The following is a 17,634-nucleotide window of genomic DNA, read 5'->3' as shown; positions in this document are numbered from 1 at the left end:
AAAAAATTAGGATTAAAAACAGTCCTGACCTTAGAAAAATATAGATAATGGATATTAAATTAAAAGATTTTGAAGGGCCCCTGGACTTGCTCTTGCACCTAGTTTCCAAGTATCAGATGGATATTTATGATGTGCCTATTACCGAGGTCATTGAGCAGTATCTAGCCTATGTCTCTACTTTACAAGCCATGCGTTTAGAAGTCGCGGGCGAGTATATGGTTATGGCCAGCCAGCTCATGTTGATTAAAAGTCGGAAACTTCTTCCAAAGGTGGCGGAAGTGACAGATTTAGAAGATGACCTTGAGCAGGATCTCCTCTCTCAAATCGAAGAATACCGCAAGTTCAAGCTCTTGGGTGAACACTTGGAGGCTAAGCACCAAGAGCGGGCTCAGTACTATTCCAAAGCGCCGACAGAGTTGATTTACGAAGATGCGGAGCTTGTGCATGACAAGACGACCATTGACCTCTTTTTGGCTTTTTCAAATATCCTAGCCAAGAAAAAAGAGGAGTTTGCACAGAATCACACGACTATCTTGCGGGATGAGTATAAGATTGAGGACATGATGGTTATCGTGAAAGAGTCCTTGGCTGGACGAGATCAATTGCGCTTGCAGGATTTGTTTAAGGAAGCCCAGAATCTCCAAGAGGTCATCACCCTCTTTTTGGCAACCCTAGAGTTAATCAAAACCCAGGAGCTGATTCTTGTGCAAGAGGAAAGTTTCGGAGATATTTATCTCATGGAAAAGAAGGAAGAAAGTCAAGTGGCCCAAAGCTAGACTTGATAGAGAGGAAAGATGAGTACTTTAGCAAAAATAGAAGCGCTCTTGTTTGTAGCGGGTGAAGATGGGATTAGAGTCCGCCAGTTAGCTGAACTCCTCTCTCTGCCACCGACAGGCATCCAACAGAGTTTAGAAAAATTAGTCCAGAAGTATGAAAAGGACCCAGATTCCAGTTTGGCCCTGATTGAGACTGGTGGTGCTTATAGATTGGTGACCAAGCCTCAGTTTTCAGAGATTTTGAAGGAATACTCTAAGGCACCTATCAACCAGAGTTTATCTCGGGCTGCCCTCGAGACCTTGTCCATCATTGCCTACAAACAGCCCATCACACGGATAGAGATTGATGCCATCCGTGGTGTCAACTCGAGTGGGGCCTTGGCAAAGTTGCAGGCCTTTGACTTGATACGAGAAGACGGGAAAAAAGAAGTGTTGGGGCGCCCCAACCTCTATGTGACTACGGATTATTTCCTAGATTATATGGGGATAAACCATTTAGAAGAATTACCAGTGATTGATGAGCTTGAGATTCAAGCCCAAGAAAGCCAATTATTTGGTGAAAGGATAGAAGAAGATGAGAATCAATAAGTATATTGCCCACGCAGGTGTGGCCAGTAGGAGAAAAGCAGAAGAGCTGATTAAGCAAGGCTTGGTGACGGTTAACGGCCAGGTGGTACGTGAACTTGCAACCACTATCAAGTCAGGCGACAAGGTCGAAGTTGAAGGCCAGCCTATCTACAACGAAGAAAAGGTTTACTATCTGCTTAACAAACCACGTGGTGTGATTTCCAGTGTGACAGATGACAAGGGCCGCAAGACGGTTGTCGACCTCTTGCCCAACGTGAAGGAGCGCATATACCCTGTAGGTCGTTTGGACTGGGATACATCAGGTGTCTTGATTTTGACCAATGACGGGGATTTTACGGATGAAATGATTCACCCTCGTAATGAGATTGATAAGGTTTATGTTGCGCGTGTTAAAGGTGTGGCCAATAAGGACAATCTCCGCCCCTTGACCCGTGGACTTGAGATTGATGGTAAGAAAACCAAGCCAGCTGTTTATGAAATTCTCAAAGTGGATCCAGTTAAAAACCGCTCTGTGGTGCAGTTGACCATTCATGAAGGGCGTAACCATCAGGTTAAAAAGATGTTTGAAGCTGTCGGTCTCCAAGTGGACAAGTTGTCACGGACCCGTTTTGGACATCTAGACTTGACAGGACTCCGTCCAGGAGAATCCCGTCGTCTTAATAAAAAAGAAATCAGCCAACTACACACCATGGCTGTAACCAAGAAATAATGAAACGAATTTTAATAGCGCCTGTGCGCTTTTACCAACGTTTTATCTCCCCAGCCTTTCCACCCTCTTGTCGCTTTGAGCCTACCTGTTCAAACTATATGATTGAGGCTATTGAAAAACATGGCTTCAAGGGTGTCTTGATGGGCTTGGCTCGGATTTTACGTTGCCATCCCTGGTCGAAAACAGGCAAGGACCCCGTCCCAGACTATTTTTCCCTTAAACGGAATCATAAATAAAACGAATTGCAATGGTGATTCGTTTTTTTTCACAAGTAGTTTTATCTGGAATGATGATTCCCGCTATCCTTCTCCTATAAAAAGTGGTAAAATGGATGAAAGAAAGAAGGAACTGAAATGACAACATTATTTTCAAAAATCAAAGAAGTAACAGAACTTGCTGCGATCTCAGGTCATGAAGCACCTGTCCGTGCTTATCTTCGTGAAAAGTTAACACCGCACGTGGATGAAGTGGTGACAGATGGCTTGGGTGGTATTTTCGGAATTAAACATTCAGAAGCTGCAGATGCACCGCGTGTCTTGGTCGCTTCTCACATGGATGAAGTTGGTTTTATGGTCAGCGAAATCAAGCCAGACGGTACCTTCCGTGTGGTAGAAATCGGTGGATGGAATCCTATGGTGGTCAGCAGCCAACGTTTCAAACTCTTGACTCGTGATGGTCGTGAAATTCCAGTGATTTCAGGCTCTGTTCCGCCACATTTGACTCGTGGAAAGGGTGGACCAACCATGCCAGCCATTGCGGATATTGTCTTTGATGGTGGTTTTGCGGACAAGGCTGAGGCAGAAAGCTTTGGCATCCGTCCTGGTGATACCATTGTCCCTGATAGCTCTGCAATCTTGACAGCCAATGAAAAAAATATCATCTCAAAAGCTTGGGACAACCGCTACGGGGTTCTTATGGTAAGCGAGTTGGCGGAAGCTCTTTCAGGTCAAAAACTCGGAAATGAACTCTATCTTGGCTCTAACGTCCAAGAAGAAGTTGGTCTCCGAGGTGCTCATACTTCCACAACTAAGTTTGACCCAGAAGTTTTCCTAGCAGTTGACTGCTCACCTGCTGGTGATGTTTATGGCGGTCAAGGCAAGATTGGGGATGGAACCTTGATTCGTTTCTACGATCCAGGTCACTTGCTTCTCCCAGGTATGAAGGATTTCCTTTTGACAACAGCTGAAGAAGCTGGAATCAAGTACCAATACTACTGTGGAAAAGGTGGAACAGACGCTGGCGCAGCTCATTTGAAAAATGGTGGTGTCCCATCTACAACTATCGGTGTCTGCGCTCGTTATATCCATTCTCACCAAACCCTCTACGCTATGGATGACTTCCTAGAAGCTCAAGCTTTCTTGCAAGCCTTGGTGAAAAAATTGGATCGTTCAACGGTTGATTTGATTAAAAATTATTAAACATAAGGAGGTGGTAGGGATGGTAGAACCAAACCTAGAAAGCCTTATAAAAGATCTTTACAATCATGCTCGACATGATTTGAGTGAAGATTTAGTTGCTGCTCTCCTAGAGACTGCTAAAAAACTGCCTGCTACAAATGAGCAATTGCTGGCAGTCCGTCTCTCAGGCCTGGTCAATCGTGAATTGCTCCTAAATCCCAAACATCCAGCACCTGAATTGATAAACTTGGCTCGCTTTATCAAAAGAGAAGAAGCCAAGTACAGGGGAACTGCAGCTTCTGCGCTTATGTATGGGGAGCTCTTTAAAATGCTTTGATTCCATTGTGAATCAAAGCATTTTTCTATATGAAAGAAAAGTAATTCTTGATAAGGAGAAGAAAAAGCCATCCTATTTAGGATAGCTTCTTGGTTCTTAGATTTGTTCAGCGATGACCTTTTCAGCTAGATTCATAGCGTGGTCAGATACACGTGTATAGTGGGAAATGATGTCGATAAAGTTGACCCCAGCTTGTGTTGAACACTCGCCCTTGTTGAGGCGCTTGATGTGGGTCTTTCTGAGAACACGTTCCATATTGTTGATTTCTTTATGGCGTTCAATCAGACTTTGAGCTTTTTCGATATCATTGTTTTCCACGCTATCAAGGGCATCCTTGATAAAGCCAGTGGTTTTTTGATAGATATCAGCCAATTCCTGCAAAGCAGCTTCAGAGAACTCAACGTTTTTACGTTGAAGGTAGTCGGTTAGATTGATTAGCGCTTCTGCGTGGTCCCCAATCCGTTCCAAATCACGGGATGAATCCAGGATGTTGGTGAGCACTTCACTTTCTTTCTGGCTAAGGGCTTCACTTGAAAGAGTAATGAGGTAACGAGTCAATTTTTCATCAATAGTATTGATGGCTTCTTCCGTCTTGTGGCCTTTTTCAGCAACTTTTTCATTGAGGTCAATTATGTAGTTGTATGAAAGATCAAAGGCTTTAGAAGCATAATTTCCTAAGTGAAGGAGTTCTTTTTTCGCATTTCCGAGAGCGATTGATGGAGCTTGTTTAATCAAATGCTCATCAAGATAAAGTGGCTCGTACTTCACAACTTCATCTTCACCAGGGATGAGCTTGGTTACAAAGTAGGCCAAGGCTCCGATGAAGGGAAATTGTACAATGGTGTTACTTACGTTAAAGGCACCGTGAGAGAAGGCGATGGTCATCTCAGGTGAGAGGTGAAGGAGTGCTTGGAAGTACTCAATCATTGCAGTGAAGGGGCCTAATAAGATTAAGCAAAGAATAGTTCCTAAAACGTTAAAGGTAACGTGGGTTGCAGCAACGCGTTTCGCAGAGACATTGGCTCCTGCTGCCGCGATGATAACTGTTAAAGTTGTCCCGATATTATCCCCGAAGAGAACTGGTAGCGAACCTTTAAGGTCAAGGAATCCACCTGCATAGAGACCTTGCAAAATCCCGATTGTCGCAGAAGAAGCTTGTATGAGGACGGTAATCACTGCACCGGCAAAAACTCCCAACACAGGATTTTGTCCCAAGGTTACCATGTATTCCTTAAATTGTGGTAAATCTTTAAGAGGGCTCATACCGGCACTGATGAGGTTTAGAGCATAGAAGATTCCCCCTACACCAAACAGGATGCGCCCGATATTGTTTGCGGTTCTGTTTTTTGTAAAAAATAGGAACATGGTTCCAAGGAAAATCAGGGGTAAAGCATACTCACCAAGCTTGAAACCGATGATAAAGGAAGTAACGGTGGTTCCGATGTTGGCTCCCATGATAATTCCGATAGCCTGTCTAAGAGTGAGAAGACTAGCGCTGACCAGTCCAACCGTGATAACTGTGACCCCTGTACTTGACTGAATCAGGGCAGTCACGACAATCCCGACTAGAACACCTAAAAAGGGATTGCTGGTGTACTTGTCAATGTAAAAACGAAGGCGATCTCCAGCAGCTTGTTGCAAACCGTCTCCCATGGTCTTGATACTATACAAGAATAGTCCCAGACCACCTAAAAAGTGAAATAAAATTTCCTGCCAATTAATGGACATTTCTTTTTCCTCCGAAAAATAATAACGGAATTTCTCCTATTCTATTTTAAAGGATAAAAGTAAATCTAACAAGTGTTAAGCTAAGATTTTAGAAAGAAAATTCGTTAGAATGGGCCTTAATTATATTAATTTTACCAATTTCTAACCTAGATATAGGTATTTCCTTTTATATATTGACATTTAAAAGAAATATTTTAAAATGAGGGAGGAATTATCTTGGTCCCTGTGATTGGGATAAAAATTTTATAAAGAAAGTTAAGCGCTTTCTTTTGTGTAGCAAAATCAATCTTTTAGGAGGAGAAAATGAAGAATCCATTTTTTGAAAGACGTTGTCGTTACAGTATTCGTAAGTTATCAGTAGGAGCCTGCTCGCTAATGATTGGTGCTGTTTTATTTGCTGGTCCAGCCTTGGCTGAAGAAACTGCAGTTCCTGAAAATAGCGGAGCCCATACAGAGCTTGTTTCAGGAGAGAGTGAGCATCCAACTAATGAAGCTGACAAGCAGCATGAAGGAGAACATGCTAGAGAAAATAAGCCAGAAAAGGCAGAAGGAGTAGCGACAGCATCTGAAACTGCTTCGCCAGCAAGCAATGAAGCTGCAACTACTGAAACTGCAGAGGCAGTAAGCGCAGCTAAACCAGAGGAAAAAGCAAGTGAGGTGGCTGCGGAAACACCATCTGCAGAAGCAAAACCTAAGTCTGACAAGGAAACAGAAGCAAAGCCTGAAGGAACTAGCCAAGGGGATGAGTCTAAGCCAGCAGCAGAAGCTAATAAGACTGAAAAAGAAGTCCAGCCAGATGTCCCTAAAAATACAGAAAAAACATTAAAACCAAAGGAAATCAAATTTAATTCTTGGGAGGATTTGTTGAAATGGGAACCGGGTGCGCGTGAGGATGATCCCATCAATCGTTCCTCAGTTGAACTAGCCAAGCGCCATAGAGGCCAGTTGGTGAATGAAAAAGCAAGTAGAAGAGCCAAGGTTCAGGCGCTAGCAAATACCAACTCAAAGGCTAAAGACCACGCTTCTGTTGGTGGAGAAGAATTCAAGGCCTACGCCTTTGACTACTGGCAATACTTGGATTCAATGGTCTTCTGGGAAGGTCTAGTCCCAACTCCAGATGTCATTGATGCAGGGCATCGTAACGGAGTTCCCGTTTATGGAACACTTTTCTTCAACTGGTCCAACAGTATTGCTGACCAAGAGAAATTTGTTGCTGCTTTGAAACAAGATGAGGATGGAACCTTCCCTATTGCACGAAAACTTGTCGACCTTGCTAAGTACTATGGCTTTGATGGGTATTTTATCAACCAAGAAACAACAGGTGACTTAGTAACGCCACTTGGTGAAAAAATGCGTCAATTCATGCTCTATACAAAAGAATATGCGGCAAAAGTCAACCATCCAATCAAGTATGCTTGGTACGATGCCATGACCTATAAATATGGTCGTTACCACGAAGATGGTCTAGGTGATTACAACTACCAGTTCATGCAAAAAGAAGGTGACAAGGTCCCTGCGGATCAATTCTTTGCCAATTTCAACTGGAATAAGGAAAAGAATGACCACTCTGTAGAAATGGCAAAATGGCTGGAACGTAGCCAATATGATGTCTTTGCAGGATTGGAATTGCAACAAGGTGGTTCTTATAAGACAAAAGTTAAATGGGATGCCCTTTTAGATGAAAAAGGCAAGTTACGTTTGTCACTTGGACTCTTTGCACCAGATACAATTACCAGTCTAGGAAAAACAGGTGAAGATTACCATAAAAACGAAGATATCTTCTTCACAGGTTACCAAGGAGATCCGACAGCTCAAAAACCAGCGGACAAAGAGTGGTATGGGATTGCTAATTTAGTTGCAGACCGCACACCAGCAGTAGGCCGGACCTTCACTACTTCCTTTAATACAGGCCATGGTAGAAAGTGGTTTGTAGACGGAAAGGTTTCTAAGGATTCTGAGTGGAACTACCGTTCGGTTTCAGGTATCTTGCCAACATGGCGCTGGTGGCAGACTTCAACAGGGGAAAAACTTCGTGCAGAATATGATTTTACAGATGCCTACAATGGCGGAAATTCCCTTAAATTCTCAGGTAATGTAGCTGGTAAGACGGACCAGGATGTGAATTTGTATTCTACTAAGTTAGAAGTAACTGAGAAAACCAAACTTCGTGTTGCCCACAAGGGAGGAAAAGGCTCGAAAGTTTTTATGGCCTTTTCTACAACCCCAGACTACAAATTCGATGATGCAGATGCATGGAAAGAGCTAACCTTTTCTGACAACTGGATAAATGAAGAATTTGATCTCAGCTCACTAGCAGGTAAAACCATCTATGCAGTCAAACTCTTCTTCGAGCATGAAGGAGCTGTAAAAGATTATCAGTTTAACCTAGGTCAATTAACAATTTCAGACAATCACCAAGCACCACAAGCGCCTACAGGTCTCTCTGTGGTGAAACAGTCTCTTAAGAATGCCCAAGAAGCTGAAGCAGTGGTTCAATTTGCGGGTAATCAAGATGCGGATTTCTATGAAGTCTACGAAAAAGATGGGGATAACTGGCGTTTGTTGACAGGTTCATCTGCTTCAACCATCTACTTGCCAAAAGTTAGCCGCTCTGCTAATGCGACTGGTACGACGCAAGAATTGAAAGTCGTTGCAGTTGGTAAAAATGGCCTTCGTTCAGAAGCTGCGACGACATCCTTTAACTGGGGCATGACTGTTCAGGATACGACTCTCCCAAGACCTTTGGCTGAAAATATTGTTCCAGGGGCAACGGTTATCGGTAGCACTTTCCCGAATACCGAAGGTGGAGAAGGTATTGAAGGTATGTTGAACGGTACCATTACCAGTCTTTCAGACAAGTGGTCTTCAGGACAATTGAGCGGTAGTGTCGATATTCGTTTGACTCAACCACGTCGTGTTGTCAGATGGGTGATGGATCATGCGGGAGCTGGTGGTGAGTCTGTTAACGATGGTCTGATGAACACCAAGGATTTTGATCTTTACTACAAGGATACAGATGGCGAGTGGAAACTAGCTAAGGAAGTCCGTGGTAATAAAGCGCACGTTACGGATATCACTCTTGACAAACCAATTACTGCCCAAGACTGGCGTTTGCATGTCATTACATCTGATAACGGAACACCTTGGAAGGCCATTCGTATCTACAACTGGAAGATGTACGAAGCCTTGGACACTGAAAGTCAAAATATTCCAATGGCTAAGGTAGCTACTCGTTCACTTGGAAACCACCAAGTTCAACTAGGCTTCTCTGATGTTCCGGCAGGCGCAACCATCACCGTTTATGACAAGGCTAATTCACAAACACCAATTGCAACCTTGAAGACTGAAACTGGTGGTGACTTGGCAACATCACCATTGGCCTTTGACAAACAACCAAAACTCCTCTACTATCGTACCCAACTTCCTGGCAAAGAAATCAGTAACACCTTGGCTGTAGCGATTCCACAGGATGAGAGAAAAATTGCTGCAGTTAGCCTTGAAAAAGGACCTAAAAAGACAGTTTATAAAGAAGGAGAAAAACTGGACCTCAGAGGCGGAACACTCCGTGTTCAATACGAAGGGGGACAAGTCGACGAGCTGATTAACCTTACTCACTCAGGTGTGACGGTATCTGGATACGACGCTCATCAAAAAGGGGAACAAAACCTAACACTGCAATACCTTGGTTTACCAGTGTCAGGTGATCTGAAAGTCCAAGTGACAGGACAGGATGAAGGAAAACCAAAAGAAGTAGCGGGCTTGTATATTACTAAGAAACCAAAAACAGACTATCTAGTAGGAGATCAACTGGATCTCTCTGAAGGTCGCTTTGGTGTTCTCTATGATGATGAGACAGAAGAGACTCACAGCTTTACTGATGAAGGTGTTGAAATCACGGGATACGATGCTCAGAAGACTGGACGCCAGACCTTGACGCTGCATTACAAGGGGCACACAGCTGAGTTTGATGTCTTGGTTTCTCCAAAGGCTGCAGTTAATGATGAATACCTTAAACAAGAAATCACTGCTGCCCAAGGCCGTCAGTCAACCCTTGCCTATACCTTCTCAAGTGAGGACAAACAAGCTGTACTAGTAGAGAAACTCAATGCAGCTAAAGCTGTTGCAGAAAACCATGATGCCAGTCAAGAAGAAGTCAACAAAGCCTTGAATGAATTGAAACAAGCTGGAGCGGACTTGGATGGAAATCAACGTTATCAAACTGCTAGAGAAGAATTGGAAGGCTTGCTCGAATCCGTCCGTGAAAAAGATCCTAAAGCTGAGTTGATTGAACAAGCAGAAACTTTGTTGGCTTCAGAGATGCCAACTCCACGAGCTTTTGCTGACATGAAAGAAAAGCTGAATAAGAAACTAGCTCCTGCAGAAGAAAGTCATCATGTTGGTAGCATGGATCCAAGTGAAGTAGCCCCGACAGTTGAGGTCCTCCCTGAACTAGTTGTTGAAACTGAAACAACAGCCTATGAACGTCAAGAGCGACCAAGTGCGAACCTTCTTAAAGGTCAACGTCAACTTGTCCAAAAAGGAGAAGAAGGGCAAATTCGTCGTCTAGTAGAAGTAGATAGTCAAGGCAATCGTACGCTTCGCGCTACAGAAGTTTTGAAAGAAGCAACCCCTGAAATCGTAGAAGTTGGAACCAAAGTCTTTTCAAGTAATCAACCAGCAGAAGGAGTTAAAGATTTAGTTCTAGAAACTCCGAAACTAGAAGTTGAAGAAGTTGCAGTATCCTTTGAACGTCAAGAACGTCCAAATTCAGAACTTCTCAAAGGTCGACGTCGTATTGTGCAAGCTGGAGAAGAAGGTCAAGTTCGTCATCTAGTAGAAGTAGATTCCCAAGGCAATCGTATCCTTCGTACAACAGAAGTTCTCAAGGAAGCTCTTCCAGAGATTACCGAAGTAGGAACAAAAGTTCTATCAAGCAACCAACCAGCAGAAGGAGTAAAAGACCTAGTTTTAGAAACTCCGAAATTAGAAATTGAAGAGGATACAGTTGCTTTCGAACGTCAAGAACGCCCAAGTGCAAGCCTTCTTAAAGGACAACACCAGCTAGTTCAATCAGGTGTGAAAGGACAAGTTCGTCGCTTTGTAGAAGTCGATGCCCAAGGCAATCGTACTCTTCGTACAACAGAAGTCATCCAAGAAGCGATTCCAGAAATTGTTGAAGTTGGAACGAAAGTAGAGCAAGACTCTCAAAAAACAGGTCAAGCTCTTTTAGCAACACCGACAAATGAAAAAGTAGGTAAAGAACTTCCAAATACTGGAGTAACAAGAGATGCTAGTCTAGTAGCACTAGGACTCCTCGGAGTGATGAGTGGCTATGGCCTACTTGCTGGAAAGAAGAGAGAAAACGAATCGATTTAGGATTCTTGCATTTCCTCATAACAACTAAAAACAAGGTTTGGCTGCAGATTAGTCAAACCTCGTTTTAACTAGTAAAAATCAGTGGAAGAATGAGATGGATTAACTAGTTTTTCTTGTATTACTTATTGATTTGGAAAGGTTTTTCTAGTTTTGATTTTCAGAAATGCTAGTTTTCGTTGCAAGAAAGAACTGGAAAAGTTTAGGGTTTTTCTATCTCTTTTGCTGATTTTGTGATATAATTAACACGTATAAAAAAAGAAGGAGTCATATCTAATGGCAAAATTGACTGTTAAAGACGTTGAATTGAAAGGGAAAAAAGTTCTCGTTCGTGTTGACTTCAACGTACCTGTAAAAGATGGCGTGATTACCAACGACAACCGTATCACTGCAGCTCTTCCAACTATCAAGTACATCCTTGAACAAGGTGGACGTGCTATCCTCTTCTCTCACCTTGGCCGTGTAAAAGAAGAAGCAGACAAAGCTGGTAAATCACTTGCTCCTGTAGCTGCTGACTTGGCAGCTAAATTGGGTCAAGACGTTGCTTTCCTTCCAGGTGTCACTCGTGGTGATGAATTGGAAGCAGCTATCAACGCTCTTGAAGATGGACAAGTTCTCTTGGTTGAAAACACTCGTTACGAAGATGTTGACGGCAAGAAAGAATCTAAAAACGATCCTGAACTTGGTAAATACTGGGCATCACTTGGAGATGGTATCTTCGTAAACGATGCATTCGGTACAGCTCACCGTGCACATGCATCTAACGTTGGTATCTCAGCAAACGTTGAAAAAGCAGTTGCTGGTTTCCTTCTTGAAAACGAAATTGCCTACATCCAAGAAGCAGTTGAAGCTCCAGAACGTCCATTCGTGGCTATCCTTGGTGGTTCAAAAGTTTCAGACAAGATCGGTGTTATCGAAAACTTGCTTGAAAAAGCTGATAAAGTTCTTATCGGTGGTGGTATGACTTACACATTCTACAAAGCACAAGGTATCGAAATCGGTAACTCACTTGTAGAAGAAGACAAATTGGATGTTGCGAAAGCTCTTCTTGAAAAAGCAAACGGTAAATTGATTTTGCCAGTTGATTCTAAAGAAGCTAACGCATTTGCTGGTTACACTGAAGTGCGTGATACTGAAGGTGAAGCAGTTTCTGAAGGCTTCCTTGGTCTTGACATCGGTCCAAAATCTATCGCTAAATTTGACGAAGCTTTGACTGGTGCCAAAACAGTTGTATGGAACGGACCTATGGGTGTATTTGAGAACCCTGACTTCCAAGCTGGTACAATCGGTGTGATGGACGCTATCGTGAAACAACCAGGCGTGAAATCAATCATCGGTGGTGGTGACTCAGCTGCCGCAGCAATCAACCTTGGACGTGCAGACAAGTTCTCATGGATCTCTACTGGTGGTGGAGCATCAATGGAACTTCTTGAAGGTAAAGTTCTTCCAGGACTTGCAGCTTTGACAGAAAAATAAGATTTCATAAATAAATCAAAGAAGAGAGGGATGAAAATTCCTCTTTTCTTTTACTCGAAATAAAAACGCTTCCTCTCAACTATTGCTCATAAAATTCCCCAAATTATGATAAAATGGAAATAGAAAGTTGAGATTATGAGTTATTTTAAAAAATATAAATTCGATAAATCCCAGTTCAAACTTGGTATGCGAACCTTTAAAACAGGTATTGCTGTTTTTCTAGTTCTCTTGATTTTTGGCTTTTTTGGCTGGAAAGGTCTTCAAATCGGTGCTTTGACAGCTGTTTTTAGCCTGAGGGAGAGTTTTGATAAGAGTGTCCATTTTGGGACTTCGCGTATACTAGGAAATAGTATCGGTGGCCTCTATGCCCTGCTCTTCTTCCTATTAAATACTTTTTTCCACGAGGCTTTTTGGGTGACCTTGGTTGTTGTTCCCATCTGCACCATGTTAACCATTATGACAAATGTGGCCATGAATAACAAAGCAGGTGTTATAGGTGGCGTAGCGGCTATGTTAATCATTACCCTATCGATTCCTAGTGGAGAGACAATTTTGTACGTGTTTGCGCGTGTATCAGAAACTTTCATGGGAGTTTTTGTCGCAATTCTCGTGAATTACGATATTGATCGCATTCGGCTTTTGTTAGAGAAAAAAGAAAAATAATGTTACATTTTATAACATTATCAATTGACGTTTGTCTTTTTTTAGACTATAATAGACAGAAAGAAGGAAATTGTAAATGAAGGAAAAAGAATTTCGCCGAAATATGGCTGTTTTTCCTATCGGCAGTGTTATGAAGTTGACCGATCTATCGGCGCGTCAGATTCGTTATTATGAAGATCAAGAGTTGATTAAACCTGATCGAAACGAAGGAAACCGTCGCATGTACTCCTTGAATGACATGGATCGTCTGCTTGAAATCAAAGATTATATCTCTGAAGGTTATAATATCGCTGCCATTAAGAAAAAATATGCTGAACGTGAAGCGAAATCCAAGAAAGCGGTGAGTCAGACTGAGGTGCGCCGTGCACTTCACAATGAACTCCTCCAACAGGGTCGCTTTGCTTCAGTACGGTCACCTTTTGGTCGCGGTTAGGCAACCGCAAGTAGTCATACATTAAGGAGAAAACTCATGTCAATCACAGCTGCAGATATTCGTCGTGAAGTCAAGGAAAAAAATGTTACCTTTATTCGTCTCATGTTCTCAGATATTTTGGGAACCATGAAAAACGTCGAAATTCCTGCTACAGATGAACAGTTAGATAAAGTCTTGTCAAATAAGGCTATGTTTGATGGATCTTCTATTGAAGGTTTTGTACGTATCAATGAGTCAGATATGTACTTGTACCCTGACTTGGATACATGGACAGTCTTCCCTTGGGGAGATGAAAATGGAAGTGTTGCAGGTTTGATCTGTGATGTCTATACAACAGAAGGTGAGCCATTTGCAGGTGATCCTCGTGGCAATTTGAAACGTGCTCTTCGTCACATGGAAGAAGTGGGATTCAAGTCCTTCAACCTTGGACCAGAACCAGAATTCTTCCTATTTAAACTTGATGAAAATGGAGACCCAACACTTGAAGTAAATGACAAGGGTGGCTACTTTGATTTGGCGCCTACTGACCTTGCGGACAATACACGTCGTGAGATTGTCAATGTCTTGACCAAAATGGGATTTGAAGTAGAAGCAAGTCACCATGAGGTTGCGGTTGGACAACATGAGATTGACTTTAAGTACGATGAAGTTCTCCGTGCTTGTGATAAGATTCAAATCTTTAAACTCGTTGTTAAAACCATTGCTCGCAAACATGGTCTTTACGCAACCTTTATGGCCAAACCAAAATTTGGTATTGCTGGATCAGGTATGCACTGTAATATGTCCTTGTTTGATGCAGAAGGAAATAATGCCTTCTTTGATCCCAATGATCCAAAAGGAATGCAGTTGTCTGAAACTGCCTACTATTTCCTTGGTGGTTTGATCAAGCATGCCTACAACTATACTGCTATCATGAACCCAACGGTTAACTCATACAAACGTTTGGTTCCAGGTTATGAAGCGCCTGTTTACATTGCTTGGGCTGGTCGTAACCGTTCGCCACTTGTGCGCGTGCCTGCTTCACGTGGTATGGGAACCCGTCTTGAGTTACGTTCAGTGGATCCAATGGCGAATCCTTATATCGCTATGGCGGTTCTTTTGGAAGTTGGTTTGCATGGTATTGAAAACAAAATCGAAGCACCAGCTCCTATCGAAGAAAATATCTACATCATGACAGCAGAAGAGCGTAAGGAAGCTGGCATTACAGACCTTCCATCAACTCTTCACAACGCTTTGAAAGCTTTGACTGAAGATGAAGTGGTCAAGGCTGCCCTGGGAGATCACATCTACACTAGCTTCCTTGAAGCGAAACGTATCGAGTGGGCTAGCTATGCGACCTTTGTGTCACAATGGGAAGTTGATAACTATTTAGACCTTTACTAATATAGAGGAAAGATTGCCTGAGGGCGGTCTTTTTTCTTGCTTTTTATATCGAGGTGTGATATATTTTATATAACGAAGTACGATATATCGAACTAGATAGGAGGTGGCTGTAAATGGAATTAACGGATAAGATCCGTCGAGTTTATCTTCCGATGACGGAAACAGGTTTTTATATCTTGTTCTGTCTGCAGAAGGAGAATCATGGATATGGTATTACACAAAAGGTCAAGGAGATGACAGATTCGCAAGTCTTGATTAGTCCTGGAACTATGTATGGAACCTTGTCAAAAATGGAAAAGGATGGTTTGATTTCTTTTGTCCGAGAAGAGGAGAAACGGAAAATCTATCATATCACAGACTTGGGACGAAAAGTCTTAGATATTGAATTGAAGCGTATTGAACGGCTCTATAGAAACAGTCGGGAGGAAGTATGATGGAAAAGAAAATTGTTTATCGAATTTTTACAATTGCGGATTATGAGAGGGAGGCTCTATACTTTAGAGAAATGCATGCTAAGGGCTGGAAACTTAGGAAAGTAAGCTACTCTATCTTATTGTTTGCAGTTAAGTATACCTTTGAAAAGTGTCACCCTGAGCAAGTGTCTTATCGGTTGGATTTTTACCCAATGGAAAAATCAGAAAGAACCTCCTATTTACAACTATTTAAAGATTGTGGCTGGGAGCATATTACAGACTTTAATAGTTTTTCCTATTTTAGAAAAGCGCATTCTGAAATTGAATCGAATGTAGAGTTTGAAATTTATAATGACGCTGCTGGGAAGTTAGCTATGGTTAATCGCATTTTAAGACTGCGACTAGTACCTGTTTTACTTTTGCTAGCCATACATATACCATTCTTACTTAAATTGCTCAATAGAAGTAATGCGTATGGTCTATGGAGTTTACTTGCGGTCGGGCTAGATATTTTCTTGTCTTTAATCCTTTTGTTAATGGTTGTCTATATTAGCTGGAAGTTATGGCATAAAAAGAAGGAATTATCAGATTTATGATAGGGTAGGTATGTTTAAAATTGGAGGGAAAGTCATGATAAATAAAAAGCAATTTAAGATTTTCACAATTCTTGATTTGGATAAGGTAGAAGATTATTTACATGAGATGCACTTGAAAGGTTGGAGGTATAGAACGAGTCGTTTTGGTTTTTTCTATTTTGACCAATGTCAACCAGACGATGTCATATACTGTATCTATGATTCTAGATTTCTTAAAAAATATAAGCATGAACTACAAGACTTTAGAAATAGAGGTTGGGAATTGATAGGAGCAGGTTCTTGTTCGATTCTTCGTAAACCAGCTTCTGATATACTTTCAGAGGATCAAGTCTATATGAGTAATAATCTTATGTGGGAAGTTGTACGATATAGACTTCGTTCCTGTACAGCTACTTTTTTAGGTGGGTTTGTTGTTTGTATGAGTTTATTTAAAGAAGAGCTTTCTATGTCTTTCTTCGTTATTTTTATTTTATATGCCTTTATGATTTCTTATCTAATTTATGGTTATTTCAGACTAAAAAGGAAATACCAAGTAGATGAATAGTAAGGTTCTAGGTCTTCAGACCGATTTTTAGCACTCTTGGCAAAAGAGTGCTAATTTTTTGAGTTTTTGTCTTGACATTCTCTTTTAAGGGTGTATAATAGAATCATAAGTTAGCACTTGAGCGTATCGAGTGCTAATCGATCAGACAGAGAGGAGTGATGAGATGGTTACAGAGCGTCAGCAGGATATTCTAAATCTGATTATTGACATCTTTACCAAAACGCACGAACCTGTCGGATCCAAAGCCTTGCAAGAGTCTATTAACTCTAGCAGTGCAACCATTCGTAATGACATGGCGGCTCTAGAAAAGCAAGGTTTGCTTGAGAAGGCTCATACTTCAAGTGGTCGGATGCCAAGTGTTGCTGGTTTTCAGTACTATGTAAAACACTCACTGGATTTTGACCGACTAGCTGAAAATGAGGTATATGAGATTGTCAAAGCCTTTGACCAGGAATTCTTCAAATTGGAGGATATTCTGCAAGAGGCTGCTAATCTACTGACAGACTTGAGTGGCTGTACGGTAGTAGCACTGGATGTTGAGCCGAGCAGGCAACGTTTGACAGCCTTTGATATCGTTGTTTTGGGGCAACATACAGCCTTGGCAGTATTTACCCTAGACGAGTCTCGAACGGTTACCAGTCAGTTTCTGATTCCAAGGAATTTCTTGCAGGAGGATTTGCTGAAACTGAAGAGCATCATTCAGGAACGTTTCCTCGGCCACACCGTTCTAGATATTCACTACAAGATTCGGACGGAGATTCCGCAGATTATCCAGCGTTACTTCACAACAACGGACAATGTTATCGATCTCTTTGAACATATCTTTAAGGAAATGTTCAACGAAAACATTGTGGTGGCGGGCAAGGTTAATCTCTTGAATTTTGCCAATCTGGCAGCTTATCAGTTCTTTGACCAACCGCAAAAGGTGGCCTTGGAGATTCGTGAGGGTCTGCATGAAGATCAGATGCAAAATGTCCGAGTTGCGGACAGTCAAGAATCTTGCCTAGCAGACCTAGCGGTGATTAGTAGCAAGTTCCTCATTCCTTATCGGGGAGTTGGGATTCTAGCGATTATCGGTCCGGTCAATCTGGATTACCAACAACTAATCAACCAAGTCAACGTAGTCAACCGTGTTTTGACTATGAAGTTGACAGATTTTTACCGCTACCTCAGCAGTAATCATTACGAAGTACATTAAGATTGAAATCATTAAAGGAG

General features: G+C 42.0%; 16 protein-coding genes and 1 pseudogene. 16 read left to right on the top strand and 1 reads right to left on the bottom strand.

Features of this window, described 5'->3' with window-relative positions:
- The first annotated feature begins 47 nt into the window (after window positions 1-47).
- From HMPREF2613_RS06245 to HMPREF2613_RS06220, 6 genes are all read left to right on the top strand, one after another.
- On the top strand, window positions 48-776 hold the full coding sequence (locus HMPREF2613_RS06245; protein WP_070479755.1) for a segregation/condensation protein A: 729 nt from the start codon (window positions 48-50) through the stop codon (window positions 774-776).
- Between the two features lie 18 nt (window positions 777-794).
- On the top strand, window positions 795-1,364 hold the full coding sequence (gene scpB, locus HMPREF2613_RS06240) for an SMC-Scp complex subunit ScpB (protein ID WP_070479754.1): 570 nt from the start codon (window positions 795-797) through the stop codon (window positions 1,362-1,364).
- Window positions 1,351-2,073, top strand: coding sequence for a pseudouridine synthase (locus tag HMPREF2613_RS06235; RefSeq protein ID WP_001222228.1), 723 nt, complete (start codon window positions 1,351-1,353; stop codon window positions 2,071-2,073). Before scpB ends, HMPREF2613_RS06235 begins: the two co-directional genes overlap by 14 nt.
- Window positions 2,073-2,309 (top strand): membrane protein insertion efficiency factor YidD, encoded by a 237-nt coding sequence (yidD, locus tag HMPREF2613_RS06230; protein WP_070479753.1) that lies wholly within the window; start codon window positions 2,073-2,075, stop codon window positions 2,307-2,309. The genes HMPREF2613_RS06235 and yidD overlap by 1 nt, the downstream gene beginning before the upstream one ends.
- Before the next feature lie 117 nt (window positions 2,310-2,426).
- Window positions 2,427-3,491: a glutamyl aminopeptidase gene (gene pepA / locus HMPREF2613_RS06225; protein WP_000209170.1), complete on the top strand. Its 1,065-nt coding sequence runs from the start codon at window positions 2,427-2,429 to the stop codon at window positions 3,489-3,491.
- 19 nt (window positions 3,492-3,510) lie between these two features.
- A complete protein-coding gene (locus HMPREF2613_RS06220) occupies window positions 3,511-3,807 on the top strand; it encodes a bacteriocin immunity family protein (RefSeq protein WP_070479752.1) in 297 nt (98 codons plus the stop codon).
- 96 nt (window positions 3,808-3,903) lie between these two features.
- Here the strand turns inward: HMPREF2613_RS06220 and HMPREF2613_RS06215 are convergent, their stop codons facing one another.
- Window positions 3,904-5,535: a Na/Pi cotransporter family protein gene (locus HMPREF2613_RS06215; protein WP_070479751.1), complete on the bottom strand. Its 1,632-nt coding sequence runs from the start codon at window positions 5,533-5,535 to the stop codon at window positions 3,904-3,906.
- A 303-nt stretch (window positions 5,536-5,838) separates the two neighbouring features.
- Between HMPREF2613_RS06215 and HMPREF2613_RS11880 the strand changes: the two are divergent.
- From HMPREF2613_RS11880 to hrcA, 10 genes and pseudogenes are all read left to right on the top strand, one after another.
- Window positions 5,839-5,974: pseudogene (locus tag HMPREF2613_RS11880) on the top strand (YSIRK-type signal peptide-containing protein); the annotation flags it as partial.
- Window positions 5,975-6,192: 218 nt separating this feature from the next.
- Complete coding sequence (locus HMPREF2613_RS06210; protein WP_398577596.1) at window positions 6,193-10,911, top strand: endo-beta-N-acetylglucosaminidase; 4,719 nt, start codon at window positions 6,193-6,195, stop codon at window positions 10,909-10,911.
- Between the two features lie 273 nt (window positions 10,912-11,184).
- The gene (locus tag HMPREF2613_RS06205; RefSeq protein WP_070479748.1) at window positions 11,185-12,384 is read left to right on the top strand and encodes a phosphoglycerate kinase; all 1,200 of its coding nucleotides are present in this window, start codon (window positions 11,185-11,187) and stop codon (window positions 12,382-12,384) included.
- Between the two features lie 135 nt (window positions 12,385-12,519).
- The gene (locus HMPREF2613_RS06200; RefSeq protein ID WP_064275931.1) at window positions 12,520-13,047 is read left to right on the top strand and encodes an FUSC family protein; all 528 of its coding nucleotides are present in this window, start codon (window positions 12,520-12,522) and stop codon (window positions 13,045-13,047) included.
- Window positions 13,048-13,123: 76 nt separating this feature from the next.
- On the top strand, window positions 13,124-13,480 hold the full coding sequence (glnR, locus tag HMPREF2613_RS06195) for a transcriptional repressor GlnR (protein WP_000659548.1): 357 nt from the start codon (window positions 13,124-13,126) through the stop codon (window positions 13,478-13,480).
- Between the two features lie 36 nt (window positions 13,481-13,516).
- The gene (glnA, locus tag HMPREF2613_RS06190) at window positions 13,517-14,863 is read left to right on the top strand and encodes a type I glutamate--ammonia ligase (RefSeq protein ID WP_070479746.1); all 1,347 of its coding nucleotides are present in this window, start codon (window positions 13,517-13,519) and stop codon (window positions 14,861-14,863) included.
- 113 nt (window positions 14,864-14,976) lie between these two features.
- Window positions 14,977-15,297 carry a PadR family transcriptional regulator gene (locus HMPREF2613_RS06185; RefSeq protein WP_070479744.1) on the top strand — a complete coding sequence of 107 codons (321 nt, stop codon included), beginning with the start codon at window positions 14,977-14,979 and terminating at the stop codon, window positions 15,295-15,297.
- On the top strand, window positions 15,297-15,872 hold the full coding sequence (locus tag HMPREF2613_RS06180; protein WP_042900352.1) for a DUF2812 domain-containing protein: 576 nt from the start codon (window positions 15,297-15,299) through the stop codon (window positions 15,870-15,872). Before HMPREF2613_RS06185 ends, HMPREF2613_RS06180 begins: the two co-directional genes overlap by 1 nt.
- Before the next feature lie 34 nt (window positions 15,873-15,906).
- Window positions 15,907-16,416: a DUF2812 domain-containing protein gene (locus HMPREF2613_RS06175; RefSeq protein ID WP_042900413.1), complete on the top strand. Its 510-nt coding sequence runs from the start codon at window positions 15,907-15,909 to the stop codon at window positions 16,414-16,416.
- 163 nt (window positions 16,417-16,579) lie between these two features.
- Window positions 16,580-17,614, top strand: coding sequence for a heat-inducible transcriptional repressor HrcA (gene hrcA, locus HMPREF2613_RS06170; protein WP_004261010.1), 1,035 nt, complete (start codon window positions 16,580-16,582; stop codon window positions 17,612-17,614).
- Window positions 17,615-17,634: the final 20 nt, after the last annotated feature.

The organism is Streptococcus sp. HMSC070B10, from assembly GCF_001808665.1.
In the GTDB taxonomy this organism is placed as follows: Bacteria; Bacillota; Bacilli; order Lactobacillales; family Streptococcaceae; genus Streptococcus.
The sequence above is the reverse complement of the archived record's forward strand: the minus strand, read 5'-3'. Positions and strand labels throughout refer to the sequence as shown.